Origin of the sequence: Corallococcus sp. EGB (genome assembly GCF_019968905.1) — a bacterium.
Lineage (GTDB): Bacteria > Myxococcota > Myxococcia > Myxococcales > Myxococcaceae > Corallococcus.
The window spans coordinates 1,862,796-1,887,729 of sequence record NZ_CP079946.1 but is presented as its reverse complement, the minus strand read 5'-3'; the positions used below and the strand labels follow the sequence as shown (position 1 = coordinate 1,887,729).

Sequence of the window (24,934 nt, the reverse complement as noted above, 5' to 3'; positions counted from 1 at the left end):
CCGCTCAGGCGCCCTGGGTGAGGAAGCGGAACGGACGCGCGCAGTCCTCGCGCGCGCAGCGGAAGAGATAGCCCCTTCCGTTGTCTCCGAAATCCAGGCCGAACGGCATCGCGGACAGCTGCGCGACGAAGCGCATGGGCGCGTCACAGCACTCCGGCGTGGCCTCGCCATTGAGCCACCCGGGCACGCCGCCCACCTTGCTCTCCGGGGCATCCTCCTGCGCCCGGTCCAGCGCGGCGAGCTGCTCCTCGGTGGCCTCGTTGACGTCCACCGACAAGGCCTCGGTGTCCTCGGTGGCGGGCTCGAAGCCGAGCGTCCACTCGGCGTACGGCTTCACCGGCCCGGGCGGCGCGCTCACGGACGGCGCGCCCGCCTTCACCGGCACCGACGCGTTGGCGCCCTCCTCCGGATCCCACCGGAAGCAGACCGTGTCGGGGTTCTCGCACTGGAAGACGTGGACCGACGCGTACGGCGCCAGGTCCAACCGGCCTTCCACGTGCGGCAACTGGAAGAGGAAGCGCAGCGGCCCGCCGCACATCGCGCAGGCAGGCCACTGCAGGGGTCCCGGCGCCTCGGGCGTGCCCCCCACCTTCATCAGGGGGACACCGGTGCGGCCAGGGACGAGCGCCCACAAGGGCGCGAGCGGACGGGACATGCCCCGGACTCTAGAAGTCCGCGATGCGGTCGGCCAGCGACGCGTCGTCCACGAAGGGGTTGCGGTTCTGCTGGTAGGTCTCGATGGCGTCGTTGCGGGCGATCTCCGCCGCGTCCACCTTGTCCAGCTTGTTCCACTGCTTGAGCACGGCCTCGTCGTCCGCCGGGATGTGCTTGTTGTAGACGGTGGAGAAGTAGAACAGCGCGCGCGCCACGTTGCCCTTGTGCTCGTCGGGCGGCTCGAAGACGGTGCGGCCCTTCTCGTCGGTGCCGAACTTGGCGCCGTTCTCCTCCCACTTCACGTTCTTCACCGTGCCGAAGGGGTAGTTGCCCCGGACCGAGTTGGCCTTGCTGTCCGTGGGGAACAGGTGGTGCAGGTCCGCCTTCGCCGGGCCCGTGGCGCCCTTGGACTGGGGCCAGGTGTGCTCGGTGTTCATCACGTTGCTGCCGGGGATCTTGTTCGTCTTCACTTCCTTACCCGTGTAGACGCACTTGACGATGCCGTCGTGGTTGTCCAGGGCCGTGAAGATGATCTTGCGCGCCTGGTTGTAGCCCAGGTCCTTGTGCTTGCTGACCGCGTCGTGCAGGGCGTTGATCAGCGCCTGGTCCTTCAGCCCGTCGTAGCGCGGATCCGACTTGGACGGCGGCACGTCCTCCGGCCCCTGCGGCGCGGGCGCGGGCGTGGGCACCGGCGTCGTCGGCGTCTTCGGCGGCTTCTTCGCCGTCGCGCCAGCCTCGAACGTGGAGACCGGGGAGAACGCCTTCGGGGTGATACGGGCCGGGGTGGCCGGGGCCGACGCGGAGTTCGTCGAGGGGCGGGTCGCGGAGGTCGGGCGGGACGGGATGATCATGACAGGCCCTCGGGATTCGAGGTGGGGGATGACCCATTTTCGTCCGGACGCGGCCCCAGTTGCGTGACGCGTCGCATTTTCCCTCCGCACCGGTTGGTTTCCGCCACCCGACCCGGGACATCCCCGGAAATGCCCCGCCGCCGGGCTCCGGAGCCGGGGAAAAGCGGGGCTCATCGCCGGCACCAGGACGGCCCGGGGGCCTGGACTCCGGCGCCGGGCGGCGCACGGGGCCCCGCGCTATGCCTCCGCGTGTCGCACCAGTCGAACCACATGAGGGAGTTGCTTCCATGAAGGTCGTGATTCCGGGTGGCACGGGGCAGGTGGGCGCGCTGCTGGCGCGGGCGTTCGCCGCGCGGGGGGACGAGGTCGTCCTCATCAGCCGGGGAGGCCGGGGCGAGGCGCGCACGGTGTCCTGGGACGGGCGCACCCTGGGTGATTGGGCGAAGGAGGTGGACGGCGCCGACGCGGTCATCAACCTGGCGGGGCGCAGCGTGAACTGCCGCTACACGGAGGAGAACCTGCGCCAGATGATGGACTCGCGGGTGGACTCCACGCGGGTGGTGGGGCAGGCCATCCAGCAGGCCGCGAAGCCGCCTCGGGTGTGGCTGCAGATGAGCACCGCGACGCTGTACGCGCACCGCCTGGACGCGCCCAATGACGAGGCCACCGGCCTCATTGGCGGGAACGAGCCGGGCGTGCCCGCGTACTGGAAGCGAAGCATCGACATCGCGAAGGCGTGGGAGCGCACGCTGGCGGAGGCCGACACGCCCCACACGCGCAAGGTGGCGCTGCGCACCGCGATGGTGATGAGCGCGGACCGCGAGGGCATCTTCGACGTGCTCCTGGGCCTGACGCGCCGGGGACTGGGCGGGCCCGCGGGCAGCGGGCGGCAGTACGTGTCGTGGATCCACGGCCAGGACTTCGTGCGCGCGGTGCAGCTGCTGCTGGAGCGAGAGGACCTGGACGGGCCGGTGAACCTGGCCTCGCCGAATCCCCTGCCCCAGCGGGAGCTGATGGCGAGGCTGCGCGAGGCGGCGGACGTGAGCGTGGGGCTGCCGGCGACGAAGTGGATGCTGGAGGTCGGCGCGTTCTTCATGCGCACGGACACGGAGCTCTTGCTCAAGAGCCGCCGCGTGGTGCCCGGGCGCCTGCTGGACGCGGGCTTCACCTTCGAGTACCCCGACTGGGGGACCGCCGCGAAGCACCTCGTCGAGCGCTGGCGCGAGGGGAGCGGTCCCGTCCGGAGCTGACCGTGTCCACGAAGCAGTACCGCGTCCGTTGGGGTCGCATCGCCGCGCTGGGGCTCGCGCTGGGCGCGTTGGGCGCGGGCGGGTTCACGGCGGCGCGAGGCCTGCGCACGGCGCAGGCCCTGGTGCACCCGGCGCGCGTCCCGGTGACGCGCCCCACGGGCCCGGACGCACTGCCGGGCCTGGAGGACGTGTCCTTCGAGGCCGCGGGGCGGAAGCTCCGCGGGTGGTACGTCCCCTCGCGCGACGGGACGGCGGTGGTGCTGGTGCACGGCTTCGCGGACAACCGCACGCGGGTCCTCTTCGAGGCGCGGGTGCTGTCGGAGGCGGGGCACGGCGTCCTGCTCTTCGACCTGCACGGCCAGGGCGAAAGCGAAGGCGAGGCGGTGGGCTGGGGCGACAGCGAGCGCGAGGACGTGCGCGCGGCCCTGGCCTTCGTGCGGGCCCGCCCGGACGTGACAGCGGGCCGGGTGGGCCTGTTCGGCTTCTCCATGGGCGGGACGACGGCCCTGCTGGTGGCGCAGGAGGACGCGCGGGTGAAGGCGGTGGCCGCGGCGGGCGCGTTCCCGGACCTGGCGGAGGACATGGGCTCCCACTACGGCCTGAGCACCTGGGCGGTGTTGTGGGGGCTGAGGAGGGCCGGCATCGACGTGGGCGCCGTGCGGCCCGTGGACGGCATGTGCAGGCTGGAGGGCCGGCCGCTGCTGCTCATCAACGGCGGCAGCGATCCGGACGGCCCCCAGAAAATGGACGGCCGCCTCTACCGCGCGGCCTGCCAGCCCCGCGAACAGTGGGTGGTGCCAGAAGCGGCCCACGGCGAATACGCCCAGAAGAACCCCGAAGGTTACGCACGGCAGCTGCGCGACTTCTTCGGCCGCGCGCTATGAGCGTCGCCCCCGGGTGATCAGGTCCAACCAGCCCTCGGCACTGGTTCTCCGGGAGCCCCTCTTCGCGTGCTCCTTCGCCGTGTTGAGCTCGAGGCCGAGCGCCCGGGCGATGTCCTCATCGCGCCCCCATGTGGATCAGATCCGCCACCTGACGCTGCTGGGACGTCACTCCCGTCCAGAGGTCGTGCTCGCGCGGCGGCCCTTGGCGACGAACTCCGCGCGGCTGTGGATGCCGGTCTTCTCGAACAGCGACTTGATGTGGACCTTCACCGTCTCCACGGAGCACCCCAGGCGCGAGGAGATCTCCTTGTTCGCCAGTCCCTCGTGAAGACAGTCCGCCACGCGCGACTCCTGGGCGGTGAGCTTCTCCTTCCAGTCCGGACGCATCCAGTGGGCGCGCTCGTGCATGCGCACCTGCCACAGGTTGCGGCCGCCCCAGGTGACGGTGGAGGGGCTGAACGTCACGTCCAGCCGGTCCGCGCCGCGCTCCAGCGTGAGCGACTCCAGCCGGGGATCCACCGCGGCGTCGAAGCGGGCCAGGGTCCGCACCCGCTCCACCCAGGCGCGCGGCACGCCGTCGCTGAGCTCGTGCGGCGGAAACCACCGCTCCAGCAGCGGGATGGCCGGCCCCGTGTCCACCACCTTCCGCCCCAGGCCGTTGAGCACCAGCACCGGGCTGCCCCCCATGGCAATGGCCTTCAGCAGGTCTCGCTCGAAGCGCAGGGCGTAGAACTCCTGGAGCCGGGCCACCGCCTTGGAGATGGAGGGGATGATCTGCTGGAGGAACCACTGCGCCCGCAGCGTGAAGGGCCGGGAGGACTCCCGGTACAGCGCGATGCCGCCCTTCAGGTCCTGCTCCGTGAAGAGCAGTGACGCCAGCACGCGCTTGAGCTTCAGCCCCGCGCCCTGGCTGCGCCGGAAGGTCTCCGTCTCCGTCAGCGGCTGCCCCCGCAGCATCTGGACATCGCTGAGCACCACGTTCGGCTGGACCACCGTGGCGCGGAAGACAAAGTCCTCCTGGACCCAGTCCGCGTAATCCTTGAGGAGGGGGTGGACGGTCTCCGTCTTCCACTGCAGCCCCGCCGTCCCATCCGGATTCGCGCAGCCCACCGCCAGGTGGTCCGCCTCACACAGGGTGAGGAGCGCGTGGGAGATGGCCTCGTACACATCCTCCAGCGTCCGGGCATTGCCCAGCGCCTCCTTCAGCTCCGCGATCAACGCCTGTTCAGGCGCCAGGAACTTCCGTGCCTTGCCCATGGGTACACCCCCTGGTTTCAATACCCAGCAAGTATTACGAGGGCTGAAACAGGCCCATCCCTCCCCGGAGGTATGACAGGCCTGTCGGGCATGGCCGCGACCTCCCGCGCGTTTCCGCTCCCCGACGGGGCGGTGACGTCGCGCTGGACGAATCCCCCCCGGCAGGTCAGCCTGGACCGCCTTGGAGGATTTGACCCGCATGGCCGCCCCGCTGCCCCCTGACTCCCAATTCCACATCGAAGTCATCAAGCTGCTGCTCCAGGTGGCGACCAGCGACGACCGCGTCACCCGCGAGGAGATTGACGCCATCATCGACACCGCGCGCGGCTTCAGCGTGCCCCTGACGGAGCTCAGCGCCCTCACCCGCTGCCTCCAGGAGGGCCAGCCGCTCCCGCCGCCGAACCTGGGCGTGCTGCGCGAGGACCCCAAGGCCGTGCTCGACGCCGTCCACGCGCTCATCGCCGGCGACGGCCACGTGCACGAGTCGGAGATCGCCATGGCGCGGCAGATCCGCGAGCTGCTCGGCGTCGCCCCTTGAGCGGAGGTCTCCGCGGACGGCCTGGAGGCTCCGGGCCGCCCGCGCGCCGCGCTTCACGTCACGCGGGCATCCGCACCGGGTGGGCGTCCTTGTGCTCGGGCGCGCCCGCGAGCCTGCGGGTGAGCCGGCGGCGCACGACGTCCACATGCTCGCGGAAGAAGTAGAGGTTCTCCGCGTAGGCCAGCGGCACCGCGATGCGGTTCACCTCGCGCTCGGCCTCCTCCAGCCGCTTGAGCATGTCCTGGAGCATCTCCTGATCCGGGTCCTCCTCCAGCTGGATTTCAATCTCCTTCAGCCGCGCGTACCACCGGTGGATGCGCGAGCGCACCCGCCACAGGAACACCGCGGGCACCGCCCTCCCCAGCGGCACCACCACCGCGATGATGGGCACCAGCATCACCCACAGCCGGTCCACCAGGTTGGCCGCCCAGAACGGCAGGTAGCGCTGCAGGAGGGGCACGCCCGTCGCGTAGTAGCGCTTCGCCTCGCTGCTCAGGGGGAAGCCCGCGGCGAGCGGCGCGGGGAACTCGCCCGTCTTGTCCAGCAGGCCCGCCGTGCCGTGGATCTCACTGGCCGCGCGCATCAACAGGTACGCGAGCGCCGGGTGCAGCGAGTCGCGCGCCAGCAGGAGCGCGTTGGGCGCGAGCAGCACCACGTCCTCGTCCGGCACGTCCTTCGCGAAGTCGAACACGCCGCGGGGCAGCACGTGGCGCGACAGGTACGGGAAGCGGCGCGTGTACGCCTCCGCGCGCTTGAAGCTGAGCAGGCGCACGTCCTTCACCGCCGCCAGCTTCTGGATGCGCGGCGACTCCGCCGGTGACACCAGGAACACCGCGTCCACCTTGCCCTGCGTCAGCGCGTCGATGGCCGCGTCCCGGTCCAGCGGCAGCAGCTCCGTGGGCGAGGCATCCACCTTGTTCGCCTGGAGCAGCGTCATCGCCAGCGCGCGCGTGCCGCTCTCCTCGGGCCCCACCGCGATGCGCTTGCCCTGGAGGCCGCGCACGTCGTCCACGGGCTCGCCCCGGTAGAAGACCCACAGCGGCACATAGGAGAGGCTTCCCAGCGATACCACCTGCTCCGGCACCTCCTGCCCCTTGCCGCCGGTGGTGCCGCTCTGCGCGAAGGCGATGTCCACCCCGCTGTCCTCCGCGCTCAAGAGCGCCACGCTGCCCACGGAGCCCCTGGTGTTGCGCAACTCCAGCGTGATGCCCTGCTGCGCGAGGAACTTCTGATAGCGCTTGGCCAGGTAGTTGAAGCCGCCCTCCTCTGGCGCCAGCGCCATCACCAGCGTCTTGGGCGGCGCGGGCTTGACGAAGTAGAACGTCACCGCGAACGCGGCCGCGATGACGAGCACCGCGGGGCCGATGGCGAACCACAGGTCGCGCCGCATCGTGCGCTTGAGCTGTGTCTTCAACGTGTCCGTCTTCATGGGGATGCGCAGTATACCGACCGCGCCGTGCGGGGCCCCGCCGCACCCCACGTCGGTCCAGGCAGGCAGGCACGCCCTCGACCCGGGGGCACTTGGCGCAACCCCTTGCGCGACACACCCTCCCTCCCAGGCCTTCTTGAAGGGGTGCGGCATGGGTTGGCGCGGCGGGTGGGTGTTGTCTTTGCTGGTGGTGGGCGTGGGCTGCGGCGGGGAGCTCCCCGAGGAGCAGACGGAGACCGGACTCGTACAGGAGCCCACTTCGGCGCCGGAGGTGACGGCGGAGGCCCTCTGCCTTCCCACCGACGCGGGCACCCAGCGGGTGAAGACGATTCTCCCTCCTTCGCAGATTGGCATCCCGCGCTACACGATGGGGCCGGGCGACTTCGAGGACTTCCAGGGGACGCTGCACTTCGCGGTGAACTACGAGGATGGGCGAAAGGGCCTCTGGCGGACCACCGGCACGGCCGCGGGCACCACGGAGGTGAAGGCGTTCCCGGCGACACCGGGCAGCCGGAGCTCCCTCCTGTCGCAGCTCACCGCCACGCCGACGCAGCTCTTCTTCCAGGCAACGGACGCGGCGCACGGCAACGAGCTGTGGGTGAGCGACGGGACGACCGCAGGCACCCGGCTGGTGAAGGACGTGACGCCGGGCGTCGAGGACTCGTACCTGACGCACCTGACGGCGGCCGGCTCCACGCTGGTCTTCTTCGTGGAGAACTACGACGCGACGGCGTCCGCCTCGCGGCATGAGCTGTGGAGGTCGGACGGCACCACCGCGGGCACGGTGCGCGTGCGCGACTTCGGCACGTCCGTGGACGTGAGCTACCTGGACGCGAAGCAGGGCAACGCGCTGCTCTTCTTCGTGCGCGAGCTCAAGGGCGCGACCTCCCTCTGGCGGACGGACGGCACCGCCGCGGGCACCGTGATGCTCAAGCGGCTGGACGCAGGGCCCGACACCTACCCCTACGACGTGCGCACCTCCGGCGCGCTCACCCTGTTCAAGCTGAATGAGTCGAGCGGCCTGTCGGAGCTGTGGAAGACGGACGGGACGGCGGGCGGCACCCTGCGGCTGGCGTCCTTCGGCCCCACCCGCGGGGTGAACGTGCTGGGCGCGCTGGGCCCCTATGCGTACGTCACGACGACGTCCTTCAAGACCCAGTACATGGTCCTCTACCGCGTGCCGCTGGCGGGCGGGAACCCGGAGCCGGTCGTCACGCTGCCCAACGACTACACGTCGCAGGGCGAGGCGTTCCCCTACATCGACGCCGTGAGCCAGGCGCCGGGGGGCAAGAAACTGTTCTTCTCCGTGGTCATCGGCAGCAACGGCCCCGCGCCGCGCGACACGCAGCTGTGGGTGACGAACGGCACCGCCGGGGGCACCACGCTGCTGCGCCGGCCGCTGAGCCTGTCGGACGAGTACGGCTCCCCGGTGTACGCGGTGGCGGACAACCTGGTCTTCTTCAGCGCGTATGACAGCTCGACGGGCATCGAGCCCTGGGTGAGCAACGGCACGGTGTCCGGCACGCGCCTGCTCAAGAACATCGAAGCGCAGAACTCGTCCTACCCGCGCGAGTTCTTCCGCCACGGCGACCGCGTCTACTTCAATGCCTATGACGAGACGCTGAACTCCCAGCTCTGGTCGAGCAAGCTGAGCAACACCTGCGCGGCGCCGAAGGACGCACAGTAGGCGCACGGTGCCTCCCCGCCTGGGCTCCAGGCGGGTGACCGTGCCGGGCGGACGCGTGGGTGTTAGACACCACCGCATGCCCACCGTCAGCGACAGCGCACGCAGCGCGGGACTCCGGCTCGAACGCAGCCGGGCCTCCCGCCAGTTCGAGGGTCACGGCTTCCGCAACACCGCCCCCGTGGGGCCCGGCCTCCAGGGCAACCCGCTGCCCCTCCTGGGCGAGTACTTCTTCGGCGGCACGCAGCGCACGCCGCCCGCGCCGCTGCCGGTGGACGACCCGCGCGGCGCCTGGGCCCGCGCGCCGGACACGGGCCTCCGCGTCACCTGGCTGGGCCACAGCACGATGCTGCTGGAGGTGGACGGGGCGCGCGTGCTGACCGACCCCGTCTTCGGAGACCGGGTCTCACCCGTGTCCTTCGCGGGCCCCAAGCGCTTCCACGCCACGCCCGTGCCCGTGGAGGCGCTGCCGGACCTGGACGCGGTGCTGGTGTCGCACGACCACTACGACCACCTGTGCCGCGGCACCATCCGCGCGCTGGCGAAGCGGCGCGTGCCCTTCGTCACCGCGCTGGGCGTGGGGCGCCACCTGGAGGCCTTCGGCGTGGCGCCGGAGCTGATCACCGAGCTGGACTGGTGGGAGGAGCACCGCGTGGGCCCGGTGTCCTTCCGCGCGGCGCCGTCCCAGCACTTCTCCGGCCGGGGCCTGGGCGACCGCAACTCGACGCTGTGGGCGTCGTGGGTGCTCACCACGGACAAGCACCGGCTGTTCTTCAGCGGCGACACCGGCCTCACCTCCGAGTTCGAGGAGATTGGCCGGAGGTACGGCCCCTTCGACCTGGTGATGCTGGAGGTGGGCGCGTTCCACCCGAGCTGGGGAGGCATCCACCTGGGCCCGGAGAACGCGCTGAAGGCGCACGCGATGCTGGGCGGCGGCACGCTGATGCCGGTGCACTGGGGCACCTTCAACCTGGCGCTGCACGCGTGGGACGAGCCGGTGGAGACGCTGGTGAAGCTGGCCACGGAGCAGCAGGTGCGCCTCTTCACGCCGGGCCTGGGCCGGAGCCTGGAGCCCTCGCGCGTGGAGGGCGTGACGCCGTGGTGGCGCGACGTGGGCGAGCCCCGGCTCGTGCCCCGGCTGGCGCCGTGACGGCCTGACGTGAGGACTCGACGCCCACCCGAACCCCGGGCGTAGAGTCCCGGGCCATGCCCCGCTCCCCCCGGCTGCCCGTCGCGCTGTGCCTGGCCATCCTGCTGTCGCCGCTCGGGGGGTGCGACCCCGCGGCGGGAGCGCAATCCCAGACAGACGACCCGCCCCCCGCCGTGACGAAGAGCGCGAAGCGGGGCCTGGCGTATGGCGAGCACTCGGCGGCGGACCTGAAGGCGCTCTCCCCGGGGATGAGCTGGTGGTACAACTGGTCGCCCAAACCTGAGAGCGGCGCGGCCGGCGTCTACGCCTCACAGGGTGTCTCCTTCGTGCCCATGGCCTGGGGCGGCACGCCCACGGTGGCCCAGCTCGAGTCGGAAATCCCGGCGGGCGCGAAGGTGCTGCTGGGCTTCAACGAGCCCAACTTCAAGTCGCAGGCGAACAAGACGCCCCGCCAGGCCGCGGCGCTCTGGCCCGTGCTGGAGGAGGTGGCCCGCCGCAAGGGGCTGAAGCTGGTGTCCCCGGCGGTGAACTACTGCGGCGACTGCGTGACGGAGGACGGCGTCACCTTCACCGACCCGGTGGCGTACCTGGACGCCTTCTTCAAGGCCTGCGCGGGCTGCCAGGTGGATGCCATCGCCATCCACTGGTACGCGTGCGACGTGGGCGCGCTCAAGTGGTACGTGGGGCTGTTCAAGAAGTACGACAAGCCCCTCTGGCTGACGGAGTTCGCGTGCGGCGACCGGCCCGCCAATGAAATCACCGTGGACGTGCAGAAGAAGTACATGGTGGATGCCATTGGCTACCTGGAGTCGGAGCCCGCCATCGAGCGCTACGCGTGGTTCTCCGGTCGCAACAATGAAATCCCCGCCATCAACCTGCTCGGCGCCTCCGGCGAGCTGACCGAGCTGGGCCGCCTCTACGTCACGCTGGCCGCTGGCACCTCGAAGCCGTCGCCCTGAGCAGGGGTGAGGCCCCAACCTACACACGGGGTTGGGCAGACGCGACGACGTCTATTCGGCGCTCCCAGGATTCTGGGGCTAAGGTGGGCATCGAATGGCACTCGATGCGGGGGACACCTTCGGAAGGTATGAGCTGGTGTCCTGGCTGGGCCGGGGCGGCATGGCGGAGACGTGGCATGCCCAGTTGGTGGGGGCGGCGGGCGTCACCAAATCCGTGCTCATCAAGAAGGTCCTCCCCGAGTACGCCAACGACGAGTCCTTCATCTCCATGTTCATCAGCGAGGCGCGCATCTCCGCCACGCTGTCCCACGGCAACGTGGCCCAGGTCTTCGACTTCGGGCAGGTGGAGGGCGAGTACTTCCTCGCCATGGAGTTCGTCGACGGCAAGCCGCTCGACAAGGTGCTCAAGCGCGCGATGCGGAGCGGGATGCCCGCGCTGCCCGTGCCGGTGGCGGTCTTCATCGCGATGGAGATGTGCCGGGGGCTGCACTACGCGCACACGCGCACGGACAGCAGCGGCAAGCCGCTGAACATCGTCCACCGCGACATCTCCCCAGACAACGTGCTCATCAGCTACGAGGGCCAGGTCAAGATCGTCGACTTCGGCATCGCGAAGGCGCAGCTGCAACGTGGCTTCAAGACGGCGCCGGGCGTGGTGAAGGGCAAGTACCTCTTCTTCTCTCCGGAGCAGGCGCGCGGCGAGGACGTGGACGCGCGCACGGACGTCTGGGCCACGGGCGTCGTGCTGTATGAGCTGCTGTGCGGCCGGCTGCCCGTGGACGGCCCGCCGCACGTGGTGATGACGAAGATCGCGCACGGCGAGATTCCGTCGCTGCGCGAGGTGCGGCCGGACCTCCCGGAAGCGCTCAACCGCATCGTGCTCAGGGCGTTGAGTCCAGATCCGGCGCAGCGCTTCGCCACCAGTCACGCGTTCGGGGACGCGCTGGCGGAGTTCCTGTATGCGAATCATCCGCGCTTCTCGTCATTGAGCCTCGCGCACCTGCTGCGGGTGCTGTTCCGGGGAGACCTGCTGAACGAAGGCCGGGAGCTGGCGGTTCCGGAGGACTTCCTGGCGGAGCTCAAGGCCTGGCGCCAGCCCGAGACTCCCGCCGAGGCCCCCACGGCGCCCCGCGTCCGGGCCGTCCAGACGCCCCGGCCAGCCCCCTCGCCGGTCATCGTCACGCGCGAGTCCCAGGAGGAGGCACCCGCCCTGCCCACGGCGGAGATCGCGCCGGTCCGCCGAGCCCGAGCGCCCTGGGTCGGGCTCACGGTGGGGGCCGTGGCGCTGCTCGCGGTAGGCGGAGGCGTCTGGTGGACCCGGCTCCGGCCCCCATCACCGGGGGCCGCCACGGGGCCCGCTGAGCCAGAGACGCCCATCGCTCCGCCTCCAGACCTGGTGGATTCCGGGGTCGAGGATGCGGGCGTGGATGGGGGACCGGAGCTGGAGCCATTGCCTCCGCCGCCCCCTCCCTCCGCGAAGGACCACGGATGGACCGAGTCGCAGGTGGCCAGGCTGCTCGATGACGTGTATCGCCTGAACAAGAGCAACAAGGAGCTGACCCGGGCGGCGAAGCTGGTCCAGACCTGCGTGGACGCCGTGCCGGACAACGCGGACTGCCGGCTGGCGGCGGGCCTCACCTACGAACGGCTCCGCGCCTTCGACAAGAGCGTGCTCCACTACCGGGCCTTCCTGCAGAGCGCGCCCACCACCGACCTGAGGCGGGGCGCGGTCTCGGAGCGCCTGTCGACCCTGCTGCAGCGCAAGCCGCAGGCGCAGGCCCCCGCCAGCGAAGCGGACCTGGAGTCCGCGCGGAGCGCCGTCCTGATGTACCTGACGCGAGGACAGCCCAAGGAAGCGCTCGATGCGGCCAGTCAGTGCGTGACGCGGCTCCCCCGGGAGCCGGAGTGTCACCTGCTGCGAGGGGACGTCCTGGCGAGGATGAACCAGGTCTCCGAGAGCGCGCGAAGCTATGAGCGCTTCCTGGCGATCGCCCCCGGGGACCATCCCCGGCGTCCGTACGTCTTGAGGAAGCTCGCGGAGCTGGGAGCAACGGGCGCCAAGGATTGACGCGGCTTCACGCCGCCACGGATTGAGCGGCCAATGATTTCCACTCGCTGACATCCCAGGCAGCCAGCCGGGCTGAAAGACAGTCGCGATTCTGTCATCCATGGAATCTGGGTTTAAGATGCCCCACCCATGGCACTGCAAGCAGGCGACGTCTTTGGTCGGTACGAGCTGGTCTCCTGGCTGGGCCGGGGCGGCATGGCGGAGACGTGGCGCGCGCAGCTGGTAGGTGATGCGGGCGTCACCAAGCCCGTCCTCATCAAGAAGGTCCTGCCCGAGTACGCCAACGACGAGGCCTTCATCTCCATGTTCATCAGCGAGGCGCGCATCTCCGCCACGCTGTCTCACGGCAACGTCGCCCAGGTCTTCGACTTCGGGCGCGTGGAGGGTGAGTACTTCCTCGCCATGGAGTTCGTGGACGGCCAGCCGCTCCACCGCGTCCTCAAACGCGCACTGAAGAGCGACCTGGGGGCTCTGCCCATTCCCGTCGCGGTCTTCATCGCGATGGAGATGTGCCGGGGTCTGCACTACGCACACACGCGCATGGACAGCAGCGGCCGTCCGCTGGGCATCGTCCACCGGGACATCTCTCCGGACAACGTGCTGCTGGGGTACGAGGGGCAGGTCAAGATCGTCGACTTCGGCATCGCCAAGGCGCAGCTCATCCGGGGCTTCAAGACGGCGCCTGGCGTGGTGAAGGGCAAGTACCTCTTCTTCTCCCCGGAGCAGGCGCGCGGCGAGGACGTGGATGCGCGGACCGACGTCTGGGCCACGGGCGTCGTGCTGTACGAGCTGCTGTGCGGGAAGCTGCCGGTGCAGGGACCGCCGCACGTGGTGATGACGCGCGTGGGGCGGGGAGAGATTCCCGCGCCGGGCGTGCTCCGGCCGGACCTGCCACAGGAATTGAATGACATCGTAATGAAGGCGCTGACGCCGGACCGCGAGCTGCGCTTCGAATCCAGTCACGCGTTCGGGGATGCGCTGGCGGGATTCCTGTATTCGAACTTCCCGCGCTTCTCCTCCATGACCATCGCGCACCTGATGCGCGTGCTGTTCCGGGGAGACCTGGCGCATGAGGGCCGCGAGATGTCCGTCCCGGGCTCCTTCCTGGAGGAGCTGAAGGCCTGGCGTGTGAAGGAAGAACCGGTGACGCCGCTGCCTTCGACCGAGCGCCAGACCCGGCGCATCCGGGCCGTCAGCCCTCCGGCCACCGAGGCGACTCAACCGCGGGCCATGGTGCCCTCTTCAGCGCCCCCACGCTCGTTGCTCTACGGATTGAGCGCGGGAGGACTGTTGGCCATGGGTGCGAGCCTGTGGCTCCTCCTGGATGCACACGCTCCTTCGACGAACGGCGGAGCCCCACCTCCCACTCCGATCCGCCCTCCCGCCACCGTCGAGAGCTCGCTGCCGCCATCCCTCAAAGAGCGTCCACCGGCCCCACCCGCCATCATGGTCTTGGCGCCTCCCCAGCCCGCGGAAGAGGCCAGGCCCCAAGCTCCAGACTCCCCTGCTCCTGAAACCAGGGAAGCCCCCAAGGACCCCGCGAAGGAGGCCGCCGACGTCAGGAGGATGAAGGCAGGTGTCGCTCGGGCCATCCGTCTCAAGCAGCATCCAGACGCGGTCTACCTGAGCAATCACTGCGTGGAGATGTACCCCACCAACGCGGACTGTCATGCGCTGGTGCAGCAAGTCGGCGAAAGGCTCTTCAACGACCCTCCCAACCCATCGGCCCACAATCCCATCAGCCTCGAGACGGAGGCGGACCTCCAACGGGCCATGGCCTCGGAGGCAAGCGTCACGAAGTCGATCAACGAAATCATGAAGCACGCCGTCATGCTCAACAAAGCCGGGCATGCGGAGAAGGCCCTTGAAGTCGCTCAGGCCTGCGCGGCCAAGGCCCCCAAGCTCCCGGAATGCCAACTCATGTTGGGAACGTTCTATGCCCGGATTAGGGATTTCGTAAGGAGTGCGCAGGCCTACAAGCAATTCCTGTCGCTCGCTCCTCCAGAGCACCCAAAGCGAGCTCGCGTCGTTGAAATCCTGAACCGGAATCCCCAGTAGGCATCCGCCCCACGGAATTGCCTTCCCACCCCAAGCGGAATCCGTGTTTAGAATTCCTCGCACATGGGACTGCAAGAGGGGGACGCCTTCGGGCGCTATGAATTGGTGTCCTGGTTGGGCCAGGGTGGGATGGCGGAGACGTGGCGTGCCCAGTTGGTAGGTGATGCGGGCGTCACCAAGCCCGTCCTCATCAAGAAGGTCCTGCCCGAGTACGCCAACGACGAAGCTTTCATCTCCATGTTCATCAGCGAGGCGCGCATCTCCGCCACGCTGTCCCATGGCAACGTCGCGCAGGTCTTCGACTTCGGGCGCGTGGAGGGTGAGTACTTCCTCGCCATGGAGTTCGTGGACGGTCAGCCGCTCCACCGCGTCCTCAAACGCGCCATGAAGCGCGGCATGAGTGCCCTGCCCGTCCCCATCGCCGTCTTCGTCGCGATGGAGATGTGCCGCGGGCTGCACTACGCGCACACGCGCACGGATGGCAGCGGGAAGCCGCTCGACATCGTCCACCGCGACATCTCCCCGGACAACGTGCTCGTCAGCTACGAGGGGCAGGTCAAGATCGTCGACTTCGGCATCGCCAAGGCACAGCTCACCCGGAGCCTCAAGACCGAACCCGGCGTGGTGAAGGGCAAATACCTCTTCTTCTCTCCGGAGCAGGCGCGCGGCGAGGACGTGGATGCCGGCACCGACGTCTGGGCCACCGGCGTCGTGCTGTACGAGCTGCTCTGCGGAAGGCTCCCCCTGGAGGGGCCGCCCCAGGTCGTGATGATGCGCATCGCGAAAGGCGATCTCCCGTCGCTCGGGGAATCACGCCCGGACCTGCCGGACTCGCTCCACCGGATCCTCTTCAAGGCCCTGCATCCAGAGCGCGCCCTCCGCTTCGAATCCAGCCATGCCTTCGCGGAGGCCCTCTCGGGGTTCCTGCATGCGCACCACCCGGGTGTCTCCTCGCTGAGCCTCTCGCACCTGCTGCGGATGCTGTTCCGCGACGACCTGCTGGCGCAGGGCCGCGACCTCTCCATCCCGGGCTCCTTCCAGGAGGAGCTGGAGTCCTGGCGCGCGCAGGAGCCGGCGCGCGCGAAGGAGCCCCCTCGCCCCCGGCCAGTGCTCCACACCGCGAGAATCCCGCTCCCTGAATCCAACGTCGGAATCACGGAGGAGGAAGCGCCGGCCGCGCTCGCGCCCACCGCATCGAAGAAGAAGTGGCTGCTGGGATTGAGCAGCACGGGCCTGGCCATCGGGGCCGGCTGTTTCTGGTTCCTCACCTCCCCCGGTGAGCCTCCCGAGCATCCGGGAACGGTGCGCCCCATCGAACGTCCCGCCACGGCTGTTCCGTCCTCCGACACCGCACGGAGCCCCACGCGGGCCGCTCCGGAAGCAGTCCATCCGCCCCTCACGGTGGAGCCGCTCCCAGTCGCCGACGGCTCCCTGACGGACTATCAGGACCGCGTCCAGGCCCAGGTGCAGCAGGGAGACCTCAGCAAGGCCGTGGACCTGGCGCATCAGTGCGCGACGCGGTTCCCCCAGGAGGGGGAATGCGAGCTCCTCCTGGGCATGGTGTACGCGCGCCTCAATGACAGCCGCTCCAGCGTGACGCACTACCAACGCTTCCTGGAGTTCGCCCCCAGCACGCACCCCAGCCGCGCGAAGGTGGTGCGCATCCTGGACGACGCGAGCGCCCTCTCGTCGGCGTCGGGCCGGGTCGTGAAGCCGGAGACCTTCGCGGACATGATGGACGCCGGCCGCACGGCCTTCCGGGACGAGAAGTTCCCGGAGGCCGCCGCCGCGTACCGGAACGCGCTGGCCATGAAGCCGGGCTCGTTCGACGTCAAGCTGGAGCTGGGCTTGACGCTCATCAAGCTCAAGCCCGGCACGCCCTCCGACCACAAGCAGGCGGTGAAGCTCCTGGAGGACGTCACCCGGAACAATCCCAGCCTCCGGCGAGCCTGGCTGGGATTGGAGACCGCCTACACGCTGACCGGCAACAAGGCCAAGGCCAGGAAGGCCCATGACCGGTACATGGTGATGTCCCCCAGGAACATGGCGAACCCGGCGAGGGCGCGGGAGATGCTCAAGAACCTGGGCCGCTAGTCCGCCGCGCCGGGCTGGAACCCCAGCCCCTCCGTCACCTCCGCGTCCGTCAGCTCGCGCCAGGCCCCTTCCGTCACGTCCAGCACCAGCCGCCCCACCGACTCGCGGTGCAGCGCGAGCACCGGGTGCCCCACCGCCGCGAGCATCCGCTTCACCTGGTGGTGCCGCCCCTCCGTGAGCGTCAACGCCACCACGTCCGGCGCCCGGAGCTCGGCCTCCGCGGGGCGCGTGGGGCCGTCCTCCAACACCAATCCCTCTCGCAGGCGCGTGAGCGCGGCTTCCGGCGGCAGTCCCTCCACCCGCGCCACATACCGCTTGGGCAGGTGCGTGCGGGGCGCCGTCGCGTGCCGCACCAGCCGTTCGTCATTGGTGAAGAGCAGCAGCCCCGTGGTGTCCCGGTCCAACCGGCCCACGGCGTACCACTCGAAGCCTCGCAGCGCCGGCGTCAGCACCGCGCGCAGCCGCTCGAACACCGTGCCCACGCCCTCCGGATCCGAGCCATGCACCACCGGCCCGGCGGGCTTGTGGAACATCAGCGCCCGCACCTGGCGCGTCAGCGCCCGCTCCATGCCGTCCACCCGCACCCGCGTGTCCTCCCCCACCGGCGCGAACGGCTCCCGCTCCACCCGGCCGTCCACCTCCACGCGGCCGTCGCGGATGGCCTGCTCGGCCTCGGTCCGAGGCAGCACGCCAGCGCGGCCCAGCGCTCGCGCCAGCCAGTCCGCGCTGGGGCCGGCCGGGGTCTCCGGTCCCCTGCGCCTCGCGGCCTCCAACCACCTGGGCGTCCGTTGCTTGCGCGCCATGCGTCCTCCCGTGCGACACCCGCTGTATCAGATGCGTCACGCCCGGGGATTTCCCCGAGCCCCCTGGACATTGATACGAGCAGCAGGGCTTCCAGGGGAGCGGCGCGGCGTTTGACTCCCCGGGGCGGCTCTGCGCATGTGCGCGCCGCCGTGTCCACGCGTCCCTCCGACCTCGCCGAAGCCCCGCCCGAATTCGTCGCGTCCCTCGCGCCCCCGCCGCCCGGCCCCGCGGTGGCCTTCGTGCTGCGCCTGGGCCACGCCCTGCACCGGCACGGCACGCCCGCCCACCGCCTGGAGGGCCTGATGATGCGGGTGAGCGAGCGGCTGGGCCTGGAGGCCCGCTTCTTCTCCACCCCCACGTCCATCTTCGCCTCGTTCGGCCCGCCGGAGGACCTGCGCACCAGCCTCATCCGCGTGGAGCCCGGCGACATGGACCTGGAGCGCCTCATCCTCCTGGACCTGCTCGCGGACGACGTCATCCAGGGGCGCCTCACGCCCGCCGAGGGCGCCCGCCGCGTCGAGGACATCCTCGCCCGCCCGGAGCGCTACGGCCCCGCCCTGCAGTTGCTGTGCTGGATGCTGGCCGGCGCCTCCGCGGCGCTGCTGTTCGGCGGCGGCTGGAAGGAGATGGGCGTCTCCGCCGTCAGCAGCCTGGCCATCGGCGTGCTGGACCTGCTGACGCGCAAGCAGCCCACCACCGCCCGCGTGCTGGAGCCCGTGGCGGCGGTGCTGTCCGCCGCGTTCGCGGGGATCGCGGCCCACTTCTTCGGCCCGCTGCACGGAGAGGTGGCCACGCTCGCGGGCCTCATCGTCCTCCTGCCCGGCCTCACGCTCACCATCGCCGTCAACGAGGTGGCCACGCGCAACCTCATCTCCGGCACGTCACGCCTCACCCACGCCGCGCTCATCTTCCTGCAGCTGGGCTTCGGCGCCGCCCTGGGCAGCCGCGTGGCCACGGTGCTGCCTCCGGTGCCCACGCCGCCCGTGCCCGCGGTGATGCCCCCGGGGGTGGCGGTCGTCGCGCTCGTGGTGGCGGGCTTCGCCATCGCGGTGCTCTTCCGCGCGCGGCCTCGCGACTGGGGATGGATTGCGCTGGCCGGCGCCGCCGCGTTCATGGGGGCCCGGCTGGGGGCGCTGCTGCTGGGGCCTCAGCTGGGCGCCTTCGCGGGCGCGCTGCTTTTGGGCATGGGGAGCAACGCGCTGGCGCGGCTTCGCAACCGGCCCGCCGTCACCACCGTGGTGCCGGGCCTGATGCTGCTCGTCCCCGGCAGCGTGGGCTTCCGCAGCCTCGCGTCCCTGCTGGAGCGCGACGTGGTGGCCGGCGTGGACACGGCCTTCTCCATGCTGATGGTCGCGGTGGCGCTGGCGGCGGGCCTGCTGTCCGCCAACGCCATCATGCCCTCGCGCAAGGTGCTCTAGCGCGCGGGCCTCACGCCAGCCGCAGCAGGTACACGGCCGCGACGGTGACGATGAAGTACGGCACCAGCACCGCCGCGCCCGCGTACTCCTTCGCCATGCGCTGGCCGAAGAAGAGCGCCAGCAGCGACAGCGCGGAGAGCACCGCGCCCAGGTACGCGACGAGCGGGTTGCCATTCACCAGCAACATCACCGCGCCCACCGCGCTCAGCGCCCCGGCCGCCACCTCCATCAGCGTGATGACCGCCAGCATCGGCGTCACCACGCCCTTGAGCGGCGACTTGGAGAAGTGCCCCGTCAACCACCCCAGGTTCCCCTTCCAGTCCACGACCTTGTCCAGGCCGGACTGGAGGAAGAGGATGGCCAGGAAGACGGCGCACAGCAGCTGCGGAAGCCAGAGCGTGAAGCGGGCGGAGTCAAAGGGCGGCATGCGCGCACTCTAGCGCCCCCTTCGCCGCTCCCAAGCCCCGTGAGCAGGCAGCCAGCCAGGCCGCCGGGAATGTTCCAGGGACATTCCAGCCGGGCAGGCTCCCGCCGGCAGGTCCGGCTCCATAACTTCGCGGGGCCATGGCCTCCGATCAGGTAGCGCGCCGCGTCTTCGTGGGTCTCATCCTGCTGTCCATCGTCCTGCTGTGTCTGGTCATCCGGCCCTTCGCGGAGGCGTTCTTCCTGGCGGCGGTGCTGGCGGGCACCTTCCACGGCCTCTACACCCGGCTCAGGAAGCGGCTGCGCGGCCATGGCAACGTGTCCGCCGGCCTCATCGTCGGCGGCATCCTGCTGGCGCTGCTTTTGCCCCTGGGCGGCCTCACCGCCTTCGTCGTCGCGGAGGTCTCCGACGGCGCGCGCTTCGTGACGCAGACCGCGCAGCAGGAGGGCATGGAGGGCCTGGTGAACAAGCTCCCCAGCGGCGTCCGGGGCCCGGTGAGCAAGCTCATCGAACGGCTCCCGCTGGAGCAGGAGGAGCTGGACCAGAAGCTCCAGGAGCAGGTGACGACCCAGGGTGGCACCGCCGCCAAGGCCGTGACGGGCGCGGTGGCGGCCACGGGCACGCTCATCCTCCAGACGGCGATGATGCTCATCGCCTTGTTCTTCTTCCTCACGGACGGAGCGCGGCTGGTGCAGTGGTTCGAAAGCGTGTCGCCGCTGCGGCGGGGACAGACGCGGGAGCTCCTGCGCGAGTTCAAGAGCACCTCCGTGTCGGTGCTCGTCTCCACCGTGGCCACCGCGGGCGTCCAGGCCGCGGCCGCGCTCATCGGCTTTCTCATCGTGGGGGTGCCCGCGCCGCTGTTCTTCACGGGCCTCACCTTCTTCTTCGCGCTCATCCCCGCCATCGGCGCGGCCGTGGTGGTGGTGTTCGCCGCGGGCCTGATGTTCCTCAGCGGTCACCCGTGGGCGGCGCTCTTCCTGGTCATCTGGGGCGTGGTCGTGGTGGGGCTCGTGGACAACATCGTCAAGCCGCTGCTGGCCCGGAAGGGAATGAACCAGCACGGCGCCATCGTCTTCTTCGCGCTCCTGGGCGGCCTGGCGGCGTTCGGCGCGGTGGGCCTGCTCCTGGGCCCCCTCATCGTCGCCTTCTTTCTCTCCGTGGTGCGCATCTACGAGCGCGACTACGGCCGGCCCAACGCCCGGCTGGGCGACCCGGCCACGCCGGGAGGCCCCCTCCCACCGGGCTCCCAGCGCGTCGTGCTCACCACGGAGTCCGGCGCGCCCATCGAGGACACCGACACGCCGTCCAACCACTGACGGCCTCGCGCCCCCTCAGGGTGCGGTCTTCGCCGGCGCCGCGCCCTTCGCCGAGCCCTTCTTGGAGGAGGCCGGCGCCGGAGCCGTATCCGGCCCCAGCTCCCGGAACGCCTCGCGCACCGCGTCCGGAGAGCCCGCCACCTTCGCGGCGACGCGGAGGCCTTCCTGAGGGGACAGCCGGCCCAGCAGGCTGCGCTCCAGGTGCTGGTCCACGAAGGCCTGGGCGGTGTCCTCCTTCAGGTCCACCATCTGGCCCTTCGCGTCCAGCACCGGCACCACGTGCGGCGAGTTGAGCAGCAGCACCGTGGGCACGTCCACAGCCTTCACCCGGCGGGCGACCTCGTCGCGCAGCTTCGGGTCGAAGTGGATGCCCTTCTCCTGCACCAGCGCGCGGATGCCCTCGTAGTCGCCGGTGGCCTTGATGACCATCAGCTTGGAGAGCAGCTCGCCCACGGCCTCGTGCATCTTCGCGTAGTCCGGAATCACCAGGTACGTGCGGCCATTCTCCGTCACCTGCTTCACCGCGCCCTTCTCCTCCAGGAACGTCACCGTCATGTGGTGGCCGCGCTGGTGGTCCTCCTCGAACGCGTCGCCCACCTCCACGCGGCGCAGGTTGGTGAGCCCCTCCACCAGGAAGTCCCGGTACATCTGCCGGGCGATGGCGTCATGGTCCGGAGACAGCTCCGCGAGCGCCGGGTCGAACGCGTGCCACAGCGCGACCAGGTCCGCGCGCGCCTCCTCCAGCGTGTTGTCGTACTCCTTGAGGAAGACGGACGGGGACTGGCCCTTGAGCTTCGGATCCACCTGGCCGGAGGCGTGGCCCAGCACCTCGTGGAAGGCCACCAGCCACTTGCGCGCGGTGACGGAGTACTTCTCCGCCTGCTCCCGCTCCTCCGCCGTGCGGGAGAACTCCAGCGCCAGGGGCAGCCGCGTCACCGCGGAGGCGGCGTCCATGACGTTGGTGATCATCACGCTCTTGCTGCCGTACCTCTCCCGGATGTGCTGCTCGTTGGGCAGGTTGATGCCCGCGGGCGGCTCCGGGTTGGACGTGATGAGGTTGATGGCCTTGGCCACCGGCGGCGAGACCTTCTTGCGGCGGTACTTCTCCGGCCAGGGCAGCCGGTCCTCGAAGTACTGGGCCTTCTGGCCCATGAGCACCATGATCTGGTTCTCCTTCGCGTCGCGGTAGTTGACCAGCGCCTCCCACTGGCCCTTGTGCCCGCGAGGGTCCACGTACGTCTCGATGAAGCCCAGGTTGGCGTCCACCTTGGGGTCCACCTTGAGCCACGCGATGTTGTACGCGTCCCAGTCCTGGGGGCTGCCCGTCTGGAAGTAGCGCACCAGCTTGCCCAGCGCGGCCTTCTGCGCGGGCTCGGCGGACTTCATCGCCTCCTGGAGGTTCGCGATGACGCGCGACAGCTCCTTCGCGTACAGCCCCGGCTTCACCTTGCCGTCCGGCGTACCCGCGCGGAACACCTGCTCCGTCAGCTTGCCGTCCTGCTTCACCACGCGCGAGTTGAGCGGGTACTTCTCCTTGAAGCCCGTCAGGTCCTTCTCCGTCACGCCGGGCCCATAGGCGGTGTTGGAGGACGCGGTGAGGAGGTCCTGTCCCGGCGGCGGGGCCTTGGAGGTGAGCTGCGGCTCGAAGGTCGCGTCGAAGAGGGTGGGCTTCAGGTCCTGGAGCCACGCCTGGAGCGCGGCCTCGTCCTTCACCGTCCACGGCGCGCCGGCCTTGAGCGCGCGCGAGGCGCCGGCCGCGAGCTCCTCCGGGGTGAACGTGGGGACGAACTTCTGCCCGGTGGTGCTGTCGTGGTTGCCGGTGTGGCCGTAGAAGCGCAGCAGGTAGTCCGCCAGCTTCGCGTCGAAGCCGGACGCGGCGCTCTGCGAGTCGCGGCCGAAGAGCCAGACGCCTTCCAGGAGCTGCTTCGCCGGCACCAGCTTCCAGCCGACCTGATCCAACGCGATGTCCTCGCCCGCGTGCGCCGCGAGCGTCAGGAACCACGCCACGCGCTTCTCCGCCAGGGACAGCTCCGCGACGCCCGGCGCGAACATCTGGGCGACAGCGGTGTTGCCGGAGCGGGCGCGGAGGAACTTCCCGCCGGGCACGGTGAGGGTGGGCTGCGCGGCCTGCGCGAGCCCGGCGTCGGGGGCCTGGGACTTCGGCGGGGTGGCGGGCGCGGCGGCGAGGACGGCGGCCAGCAGCAGGGGCTTCATGGAGGGCTCCGGGGAGACGTGACGGGACGTGGCTACCCCGCGCGCGAGGTGGACTCAAGCGGTCCCCCGTCCGGACCTCACGGGCCGGACAGAGCGTGGAGCGGGAGGCGCCGGGTCCGCGGCCTGTCCTAGACTGGCGGCCCCTTGATGGAGACCTTCATGCCTCGCGCCGCTGGCCTTCCCCGTGTGTTGCTGGCCCTTCCCCTGCTCGCCCTGCTTGGCGGCCCGGTCGCCTGTGGCGACGACGGCCCGGATGATCCGCGCCCCGACAGTGGCCCCCAGACCGTGGACGCCGGTTCGGACGCGGGCACCGAGGCCGATGCGGGCCCGAACTCGGACGCGGGCATCGACGTGGACGCGGGCTCCGAGGCCGATGCGGGCACGGACGCCGACGCGGGCACCGACGGGGACGCGGGCTCCGAGGCCGATGCGGGCACGGACGCCGACGCGGGCACCGACGGCGGCGTGGTGACGTGTACCCCGAGCGGCTGGGTCGACACGCCGCCGGACCTGAGCGTCATCCAGAACACATCGCTCGACATCCTGGTCCGGCTGCGGGCCATCCCGGGCCTCGCCGTGCAGGAGAACCCCAACGGCGCGAACGTGCCCGCGGGCTACCGGCTCTTCCTCCTGCGCTACAACCAGCCGTCGGACCACGCCCACCCGGAGTGCCAGCGCTTCGAGCAGCGCCTGACGCTGATGCACAAGGCGGACACCAGCCCGATGGTGCTCTCCACCAGCGGCTACAACGTCTCCACCGGAACGGGCCGCAGCGAGCCCACACAGCTCCTGGCGGCGAACCAGGTCGCCGTGGAGCACCGCTTCTTCCCGCCCAGCATTCCAGAGCCCGCGGACTGGAGCCACCTCACCATCCGCCAGTCCGCGGATGACTTCCACCGCCTCACCCAGGCGCTCAAGCTCATCTACACCGGCAAGTGGGTGTCCACGGGCGGCAGCAAGGGCGGCGAGACGGTGGTGTTCTTCCGCCGCTTCCACCCGGACGACGTGGATGCCACGGTGGCGTACGTGGCGCCCATCGCGAAGCGCAACGACGAGCGCTTCGTGACGTTCCAGGACACCGTGGGCGGCGACGCGCAGGTGGCCTGCCGTGAGCGGCTGTGGGCCTTCCAGCGGGAGGTGCTCTCGCGGCGGGAGAACATGCTCACGCTCCTGAAGTCCTATGCGCAGGCGCAGAAGCCTGCGCTGACCTACTCGCAGCTCGGCTTCGAGCTGGCGCTGGAGCACGCCGCCATCGAGACCTACTTCGCCTTCTGGCAGTACGACTCCGCGGCGAACTGCACCCGGAACATCCCCGCCACCACCGCGACGGACCAGCAGCTGTTCGACGCGATGGATTACGAAGTGGGCATGAACTCGTTCGCGGACTCGGGCCTCGCCCCGTACGCCGCCTACTACTACCAGGCTGCGGCGGAGCTGGGCTGGCCCCAGCCCTATGACAAGCACCTGGGCGCGCTCATCCACTTCCCGGACACCGACACCGGTGAGGTGTACTCGCCGCCGGGCATCCCGTTCGTGTTCCGCCCCCAGGCAATGCCGGACATCCAGGACTGGGTGAACACGAAGGGGCAGCGGCTGATGTTCATCTACGGCAGCCATGACCCGTGGACGGCGGCGGCCTACACACTGGGCAACGCGCAGGATTCCTATCTCTACACGGTGGCGGGCGGGAACCACGGCTCGCGCATCAGCCAGCTCCCGGCGGCGCAGCAGGCGGAGGCGAAGGCCACGCTCAACCGCTGGATGGGCCTCGCCCCGCTGAAGCAGTCTCCGAAGGTGTCGCTGTCGGAGGAGCCGCCCGTCTTCGGCCCCCACGTGCCGCCCCGGCTGCGCGCGGCGTCGCGGAACTAGTCCGACCGTCGGA

19 protein-coding genes are annotated in these 24,934 nt (G+C 70.3%); 12 read left to right on the top strand and 7 right to left on the bottom strand.

Annotated elements, in window-relative coordinates; translation table 11 throughout:
* Positions 1–4: 4 nt before the first annotated feature.
* Both KYK13_RS07800 and KYK13_RS07795 read right to left on the bottom strand, forming a co-directional pair.
* Positions 5–655 carry a hypothetical protein gene (locus tag KYK13_RS07800; protein ID WP_223643251.1) on the bottom strand — a complete coding sequence of 217 codons (651 nt, stop codon included), beginning with the start codon at positions 653–655 and terminating at the stop codon, positions 5–7.
* A 10-nt stretch (positions 656–665) separates the two neighbouring features.
* Positions 666–1,505, bottom strand: coding sequence for an endonuclease I family protein (locus KYK13_RS07795; RefSeq protein WP_223643249.1), 840 nt, complete (start codon positions 1,503–1,505; stop codon positions 666–668).
* A 287-nt stretch (positions 1,506–1,792) separates the two neighbouring features.
* On the opposite strand from KYK13_RS07795, the gene KYK13_RS07790 reads away from it, so the two are divergent.
* Together KYK13_RS07790 and KYK13_RS07785 are read left to right on the top strand one after the other, a co-directional pair.
* Positions 1,793–2,755, top strand: coding sequence for a TIGR01777 family oxidoreductase (locus tag KYK13_RS07790; RefSeq protein WP_223643247.1), 963 nt, complete (start codon positions 1,793–1,795; stop codon positions 2,753–2,755).
* Between the two features lie 2 nt (positions 2,756–2,757).
* Positions 2,758–3,639 carry an alpha/beta hydrolase gene (locus KYK13_RS07785; protein ID WP_223643245.1) on the top strand — a complete coding sequence of 294 codons (882 nt, stop codon included), beginning with the start codon at positions 2,758–2,760 and terminating at the stop codon, positions 3,637–3,639.
* Positions 3,640–3,804: 165 nt separating this feature from the next.
* On the opposite strand, the gene KYK13_RS07780 is transcribed toward KYK13_RS07785, so the two are convergent.
* On the bottom strand, positions 3,805–4,896 hold the full coding sequence (locus tag KYK13_RS07780; protein WP_223643243.1) for a helix-turn-helix transcriptional regulator: 1,092 nt from the start codon (positions 4,894–4,896) through the stop codon (positions 3,805–3,807).
* Positions 4,897–5,095: 199 nt separating this feature from the next.
* Between KYK13_RS07780 and KYK13_RS07775 the strand changes: the two genes are divergently transcribed.
* Positions 5,096–5,434: a TerB family tellurite resistance protein gene (locus KYK13_RS07775; RefSeq protein WP_223643241.1), complete on the top strand. Its 339-nt coding sequence runs from the start codon at positions 5,096–5,098 to the stop codon at positions 5,432–5,434.
* Between the two features lie 58 nt (positions 5,435–5,492).
* On the opposite strand, the gene KYK13_RS07770 is transcribed toward KYK13_RS07775, so the two are convergent.
* The gene (locus KYK13_RS07770; RefSeq protein WP_223643239.1) at positions 5,493–6,863 is read right to left on the bottom strand and encodes a TAXI family TRAP transporter solute-binding subunit; all 1,371 of its coding nucleotides are present in this window, start codon (positions 6,861–6,863) and stop codon (positions 5,493–5,495) included.
* A 151-nt stretch (positions 6,864–7,014) separates the two neighbouring features.
* On the opposite strand from KYK13_RS07770, the gene KYK13_RS07765 reads away from it, so the two are divergent.
* The 6 genes from KYK13_RS07765 (at position 7,015) to KYK13_RS07740 (ending at position 16,876) form a co-directional block, all read left to right on the top strand.
* Positions 7,015–8,550 (top strand): ELWxxDGT repeat protein, encoded by a 1,536-nt coding sequence (locus KYK13_RS07765; protein WP_223643237.1) that lies wholly within the window; start codon positions 7,015–7,017, stop codon positions 8,548–8,550.
* A gap of 76 nt (positions 8,551–8,626) precedes the next feature.
* Positions 8,627–9,697: an MBL fold metallo-hydrolase gene (locus KYK13_RS07760; protein ID WP_223643235.1), complete on the top strand. Its 1,071-nt coding sequence runs from the start codon at positions 8,627–8,629 to the stop codon at positions 9,695–9,697.
* Between the two features lie 56 nt (positions 9,698–9,753).
* Complete coding sequence (locus tag KYK13_RS07755) at positions 9,754–10,656, top strand: glycoside hydrolase family protein (RefSeq protein WP_223643233.1); 903 nt, start codon at positions 9,754–9,756, stop codon at positions 10,654–10,656.
* Between the two features lie 94 nt (positions 10,657–10,750).
* Positions 10,751–12,724, top strand: coding sequence for a serine/threonine-protein kinase (locus KYK13_RS07750; RefSeq protein ID WP_223643231.1), 1,974 nt, complete (start codon positions 10,751–10,753; stop codon positions 12,722–12,724).
* Positions 12,725–12,853: 129 nt separating this feature from the next.
* Positions 12,854–14,782 (top strand): serine/threonine protein kinase, encoded by a 1,929-nt coding sequence (locus KYK13_RS07745; protein ID WP_223643229.1) that lies wholly within the window; start codon positions 12,854–12,856, stop codon positions 14,780–14,782.
* 63 nt (positions 14,783–14,845) lie between these two features.
* Entirely contained in the window at positions 14,846–16,876 is a 2,031-nt protein-coding gene (locus KYK13_RS07740; protein ID WP_223643227.1) for a serine/threonine-protein kinase, read from the top strand.
* Here KYK13_RS07740 and KYK13_RS07735 read toward each other — a convergent pair.
* Entirely contained in the window at positions 16,873–17,679 is an 807-nt protein-coding gene (locus KYK13_RS07735; protein WP_223643225.1) for a pseudouridine synthase, read from the bottom strand. The two genes, KYK13_RS07740 and KYK13_RS07735, sit on opposite strands and share 4 nt — an antisense overlap.
* 150 nt (positions 17,680–17,829) lie before the next feature.
* On the opposite strand from KYK13_RS07735, the gene KYK13_RS07730 reads away from it, so the two are divergent.
* Positions 17,830–19,098: a threonine/serine exporter ThrE family protein gene (locus KYK13_RS07730; RefSeq protein WP_223643223.1), complete on the top strand. Its 1,269-nt coding sequence runs from the start codon at positions 17,830–17,832 to the stop codon at positions 19,096–19,098.
* A gap of 10 nt (positions 19,099–19,108) precedes the next feature.
* Here the strand turns inward: KYK13_RS07730 and KYK13_RS07725 are convergent, their stop codons facing one another.
* The gene (locus KYK13_RS07725) at positions 19,109–19,525 is read right to left on the bottom strand and encodes a DoxX family protein (protein WP_223643221.1); all 417 of its coding nucleotides are present in this window, start codon (positions 19,523–19,525) and stop codon (positions 19,109–19,111) included.
* Between the two features lie 137 nt (positions 19,526–19,662).
* On the opposite strand from KYK13_RS07725, the gene KYK13_RS07720 reads away from it, so the two are divergent.
* Entirely contained in the window at positions 19,663–20,838 is a 1,176-nt protein-coding gene (locus tag KYK13_RS07720) for an AI-2E family transporter (RefSeq protein ID WP_223643220.1), read from the top strand.
* Positions 20,839–20,853: 15 nt separating this feature from the next.
* Here the strand turns inward: KYK13_RS07720 and KYK13_RS07715 are convergent, their stop codons facing one another.
* Complete coding sequence (locus KYK13_RS07715) at positions 20,854–23,052, bottom strand: peptidase (RefSeq protein ID WP_304504100.1); 2,199 nt, start codon at positions 23,050–23,052, stop codon at positions 20,854–20,856.
* Between the two features lie 159 nt (positions 23,053–23,211).
* Between KYK13_RS07715 and KYK13_RS07710 the strand changes: the two genes are divergently transcribed.
* Entirely contained in the window at positions 23,212–24,921 is a 1,710-nt protein-coding gene (locus KYK13_RS07710; RefSeq protein WP_223643218.1) for a S28 family serine protease, read from the top strand.
* Positions 24,922–24,934: the final 13 nt, after the last annotated feature.

Excerpts from the sequence above, each read along its gene's own strand:
- KYK13_RS07800 (WP_223643251.1), bottom strand. The coding sequence starts at position 655 with ATGTCCCGTCCGCTCGCGCCCTTGTGGGCGCTCGTCCCTGGCCGCACC.
- KYK13_RS07795 (WP_223643249.1), bottom strand. The coding sequence starts at position 1,505 with ATGATCATCCCGTCCCGCCCGACCTCCGCGACCCGCCCCTCGACGAAC.
- KYK13_RS07790 (WP_223643247.1), top strand. The coding sequence starts at position 1,793 with ATGAAGGTCGTGATTCCGGGTGGCACGGGGCAGGTGGGCGCGCTGCTG.
- KYK13_RS07780 (WP_223643243.1), bottom strand. The coding sequence starts at position 4,896 with ATGGGCAAGGCACGGAAGTTCCTGGCGCCTGAACAGGCGTTGATCGCG.
- KYK13_RS07775 (WP_223643241.1), top strand. The coding sequence starts at position 5,096 with ATGGCCGCCCCGCTGCCCCCTGACTCCCAATTCCACATCGAAGTCATC.
- KYK13_RS07770 (WP_223643239.1), bottom strand. The coding sequence starts at position 6,863 with ATGAAGACGGACACGTTGAAGACACAGCTCAAGCGCACGATGCGGCGC.
- KYK13_RS07765 (WP_223643237.1), top strand. The coding sequence starts at position 7,015 with ATGGGTTGGCGCGGCGGGTGGGTGTTGTCTTTGCTGGTGGTGGGCGTG.
- KYK13_RS07760 (WP_223643235.1), top strand. The coding sequence starts at position 8,627 with ATGCCCACCGTCAGCGACAGCGCACGCAGCGCGGGACTCCGGCTCGAA.
- KYK13_RS07755 (WP_223643233.1), top strand. The coding sequence starts at position 9,754 with ATGCCCCGCTCCCCCCGGCTGCCCGTCGCGCTGTGCCTGGCCATCCTG.
- KYK13_RS07750 (WP_223643231.1), top strand. The coding sequence starts at position 10,751 with ATGGCACTCGATGCGGGGGACACCTTCGGAAGGTATGAGCTGGTGTCC.
- KYK13_RS07745 (WP_223643229.1), top strand. The coding sequence starts at position 12,854 with ATGGCACTGCAAGCAGGCGACGTCTTTGGTCGGTACGAGCTGGTCTCC.
- KYK13_RS07740 (WP_223643227.1), top strand. The coding sequence starts at position 14,846 with ATGGGACTGCAAGAGGGGGACGCCTTCGGGCGCTATGAATTGGTGTCC.
- KYK13_RS07735 (WP_223643225.1), bottom strand. The coding sequence starts at position 17,679 with ATGGCGCGCAAGCAACGGACGCCCAGGTGGTTGGAGGCCGCGAGGCGC.
- KYK13_RS07725 (WP_223643221.1), bottom strand. The coding sequence starts at position 19,525 with ATGCCGCCCTTTGACTCCGCCCGCTTCACGCTCTGGCTTCCGCAGCTG.
- KYK13_RS07720 (WP_223643220.1), top strand. The coding sequence starts at position 19,663 with ATGGCCTCCGATCAGGTAGCGCGCCGCGTCTTCGTGGGTCTCATCCTG.
- KYK13_RS07715 (WP_304504100.1), bottom strand. The coding sequence starts at position 23,052 with ATGAAGCCCCTGCTGCTGGCCGCCGTCCTCGCCGCCGCGCCCGCCACC.
- KYK13_RS07710 (WP_223643218.1), top strand. The coding sequence starts at position 23,212 with ATGCCTCGCGCCGCTGGCCTTCCCCGTGTGTTGCTGGCCCTTCCCCTG.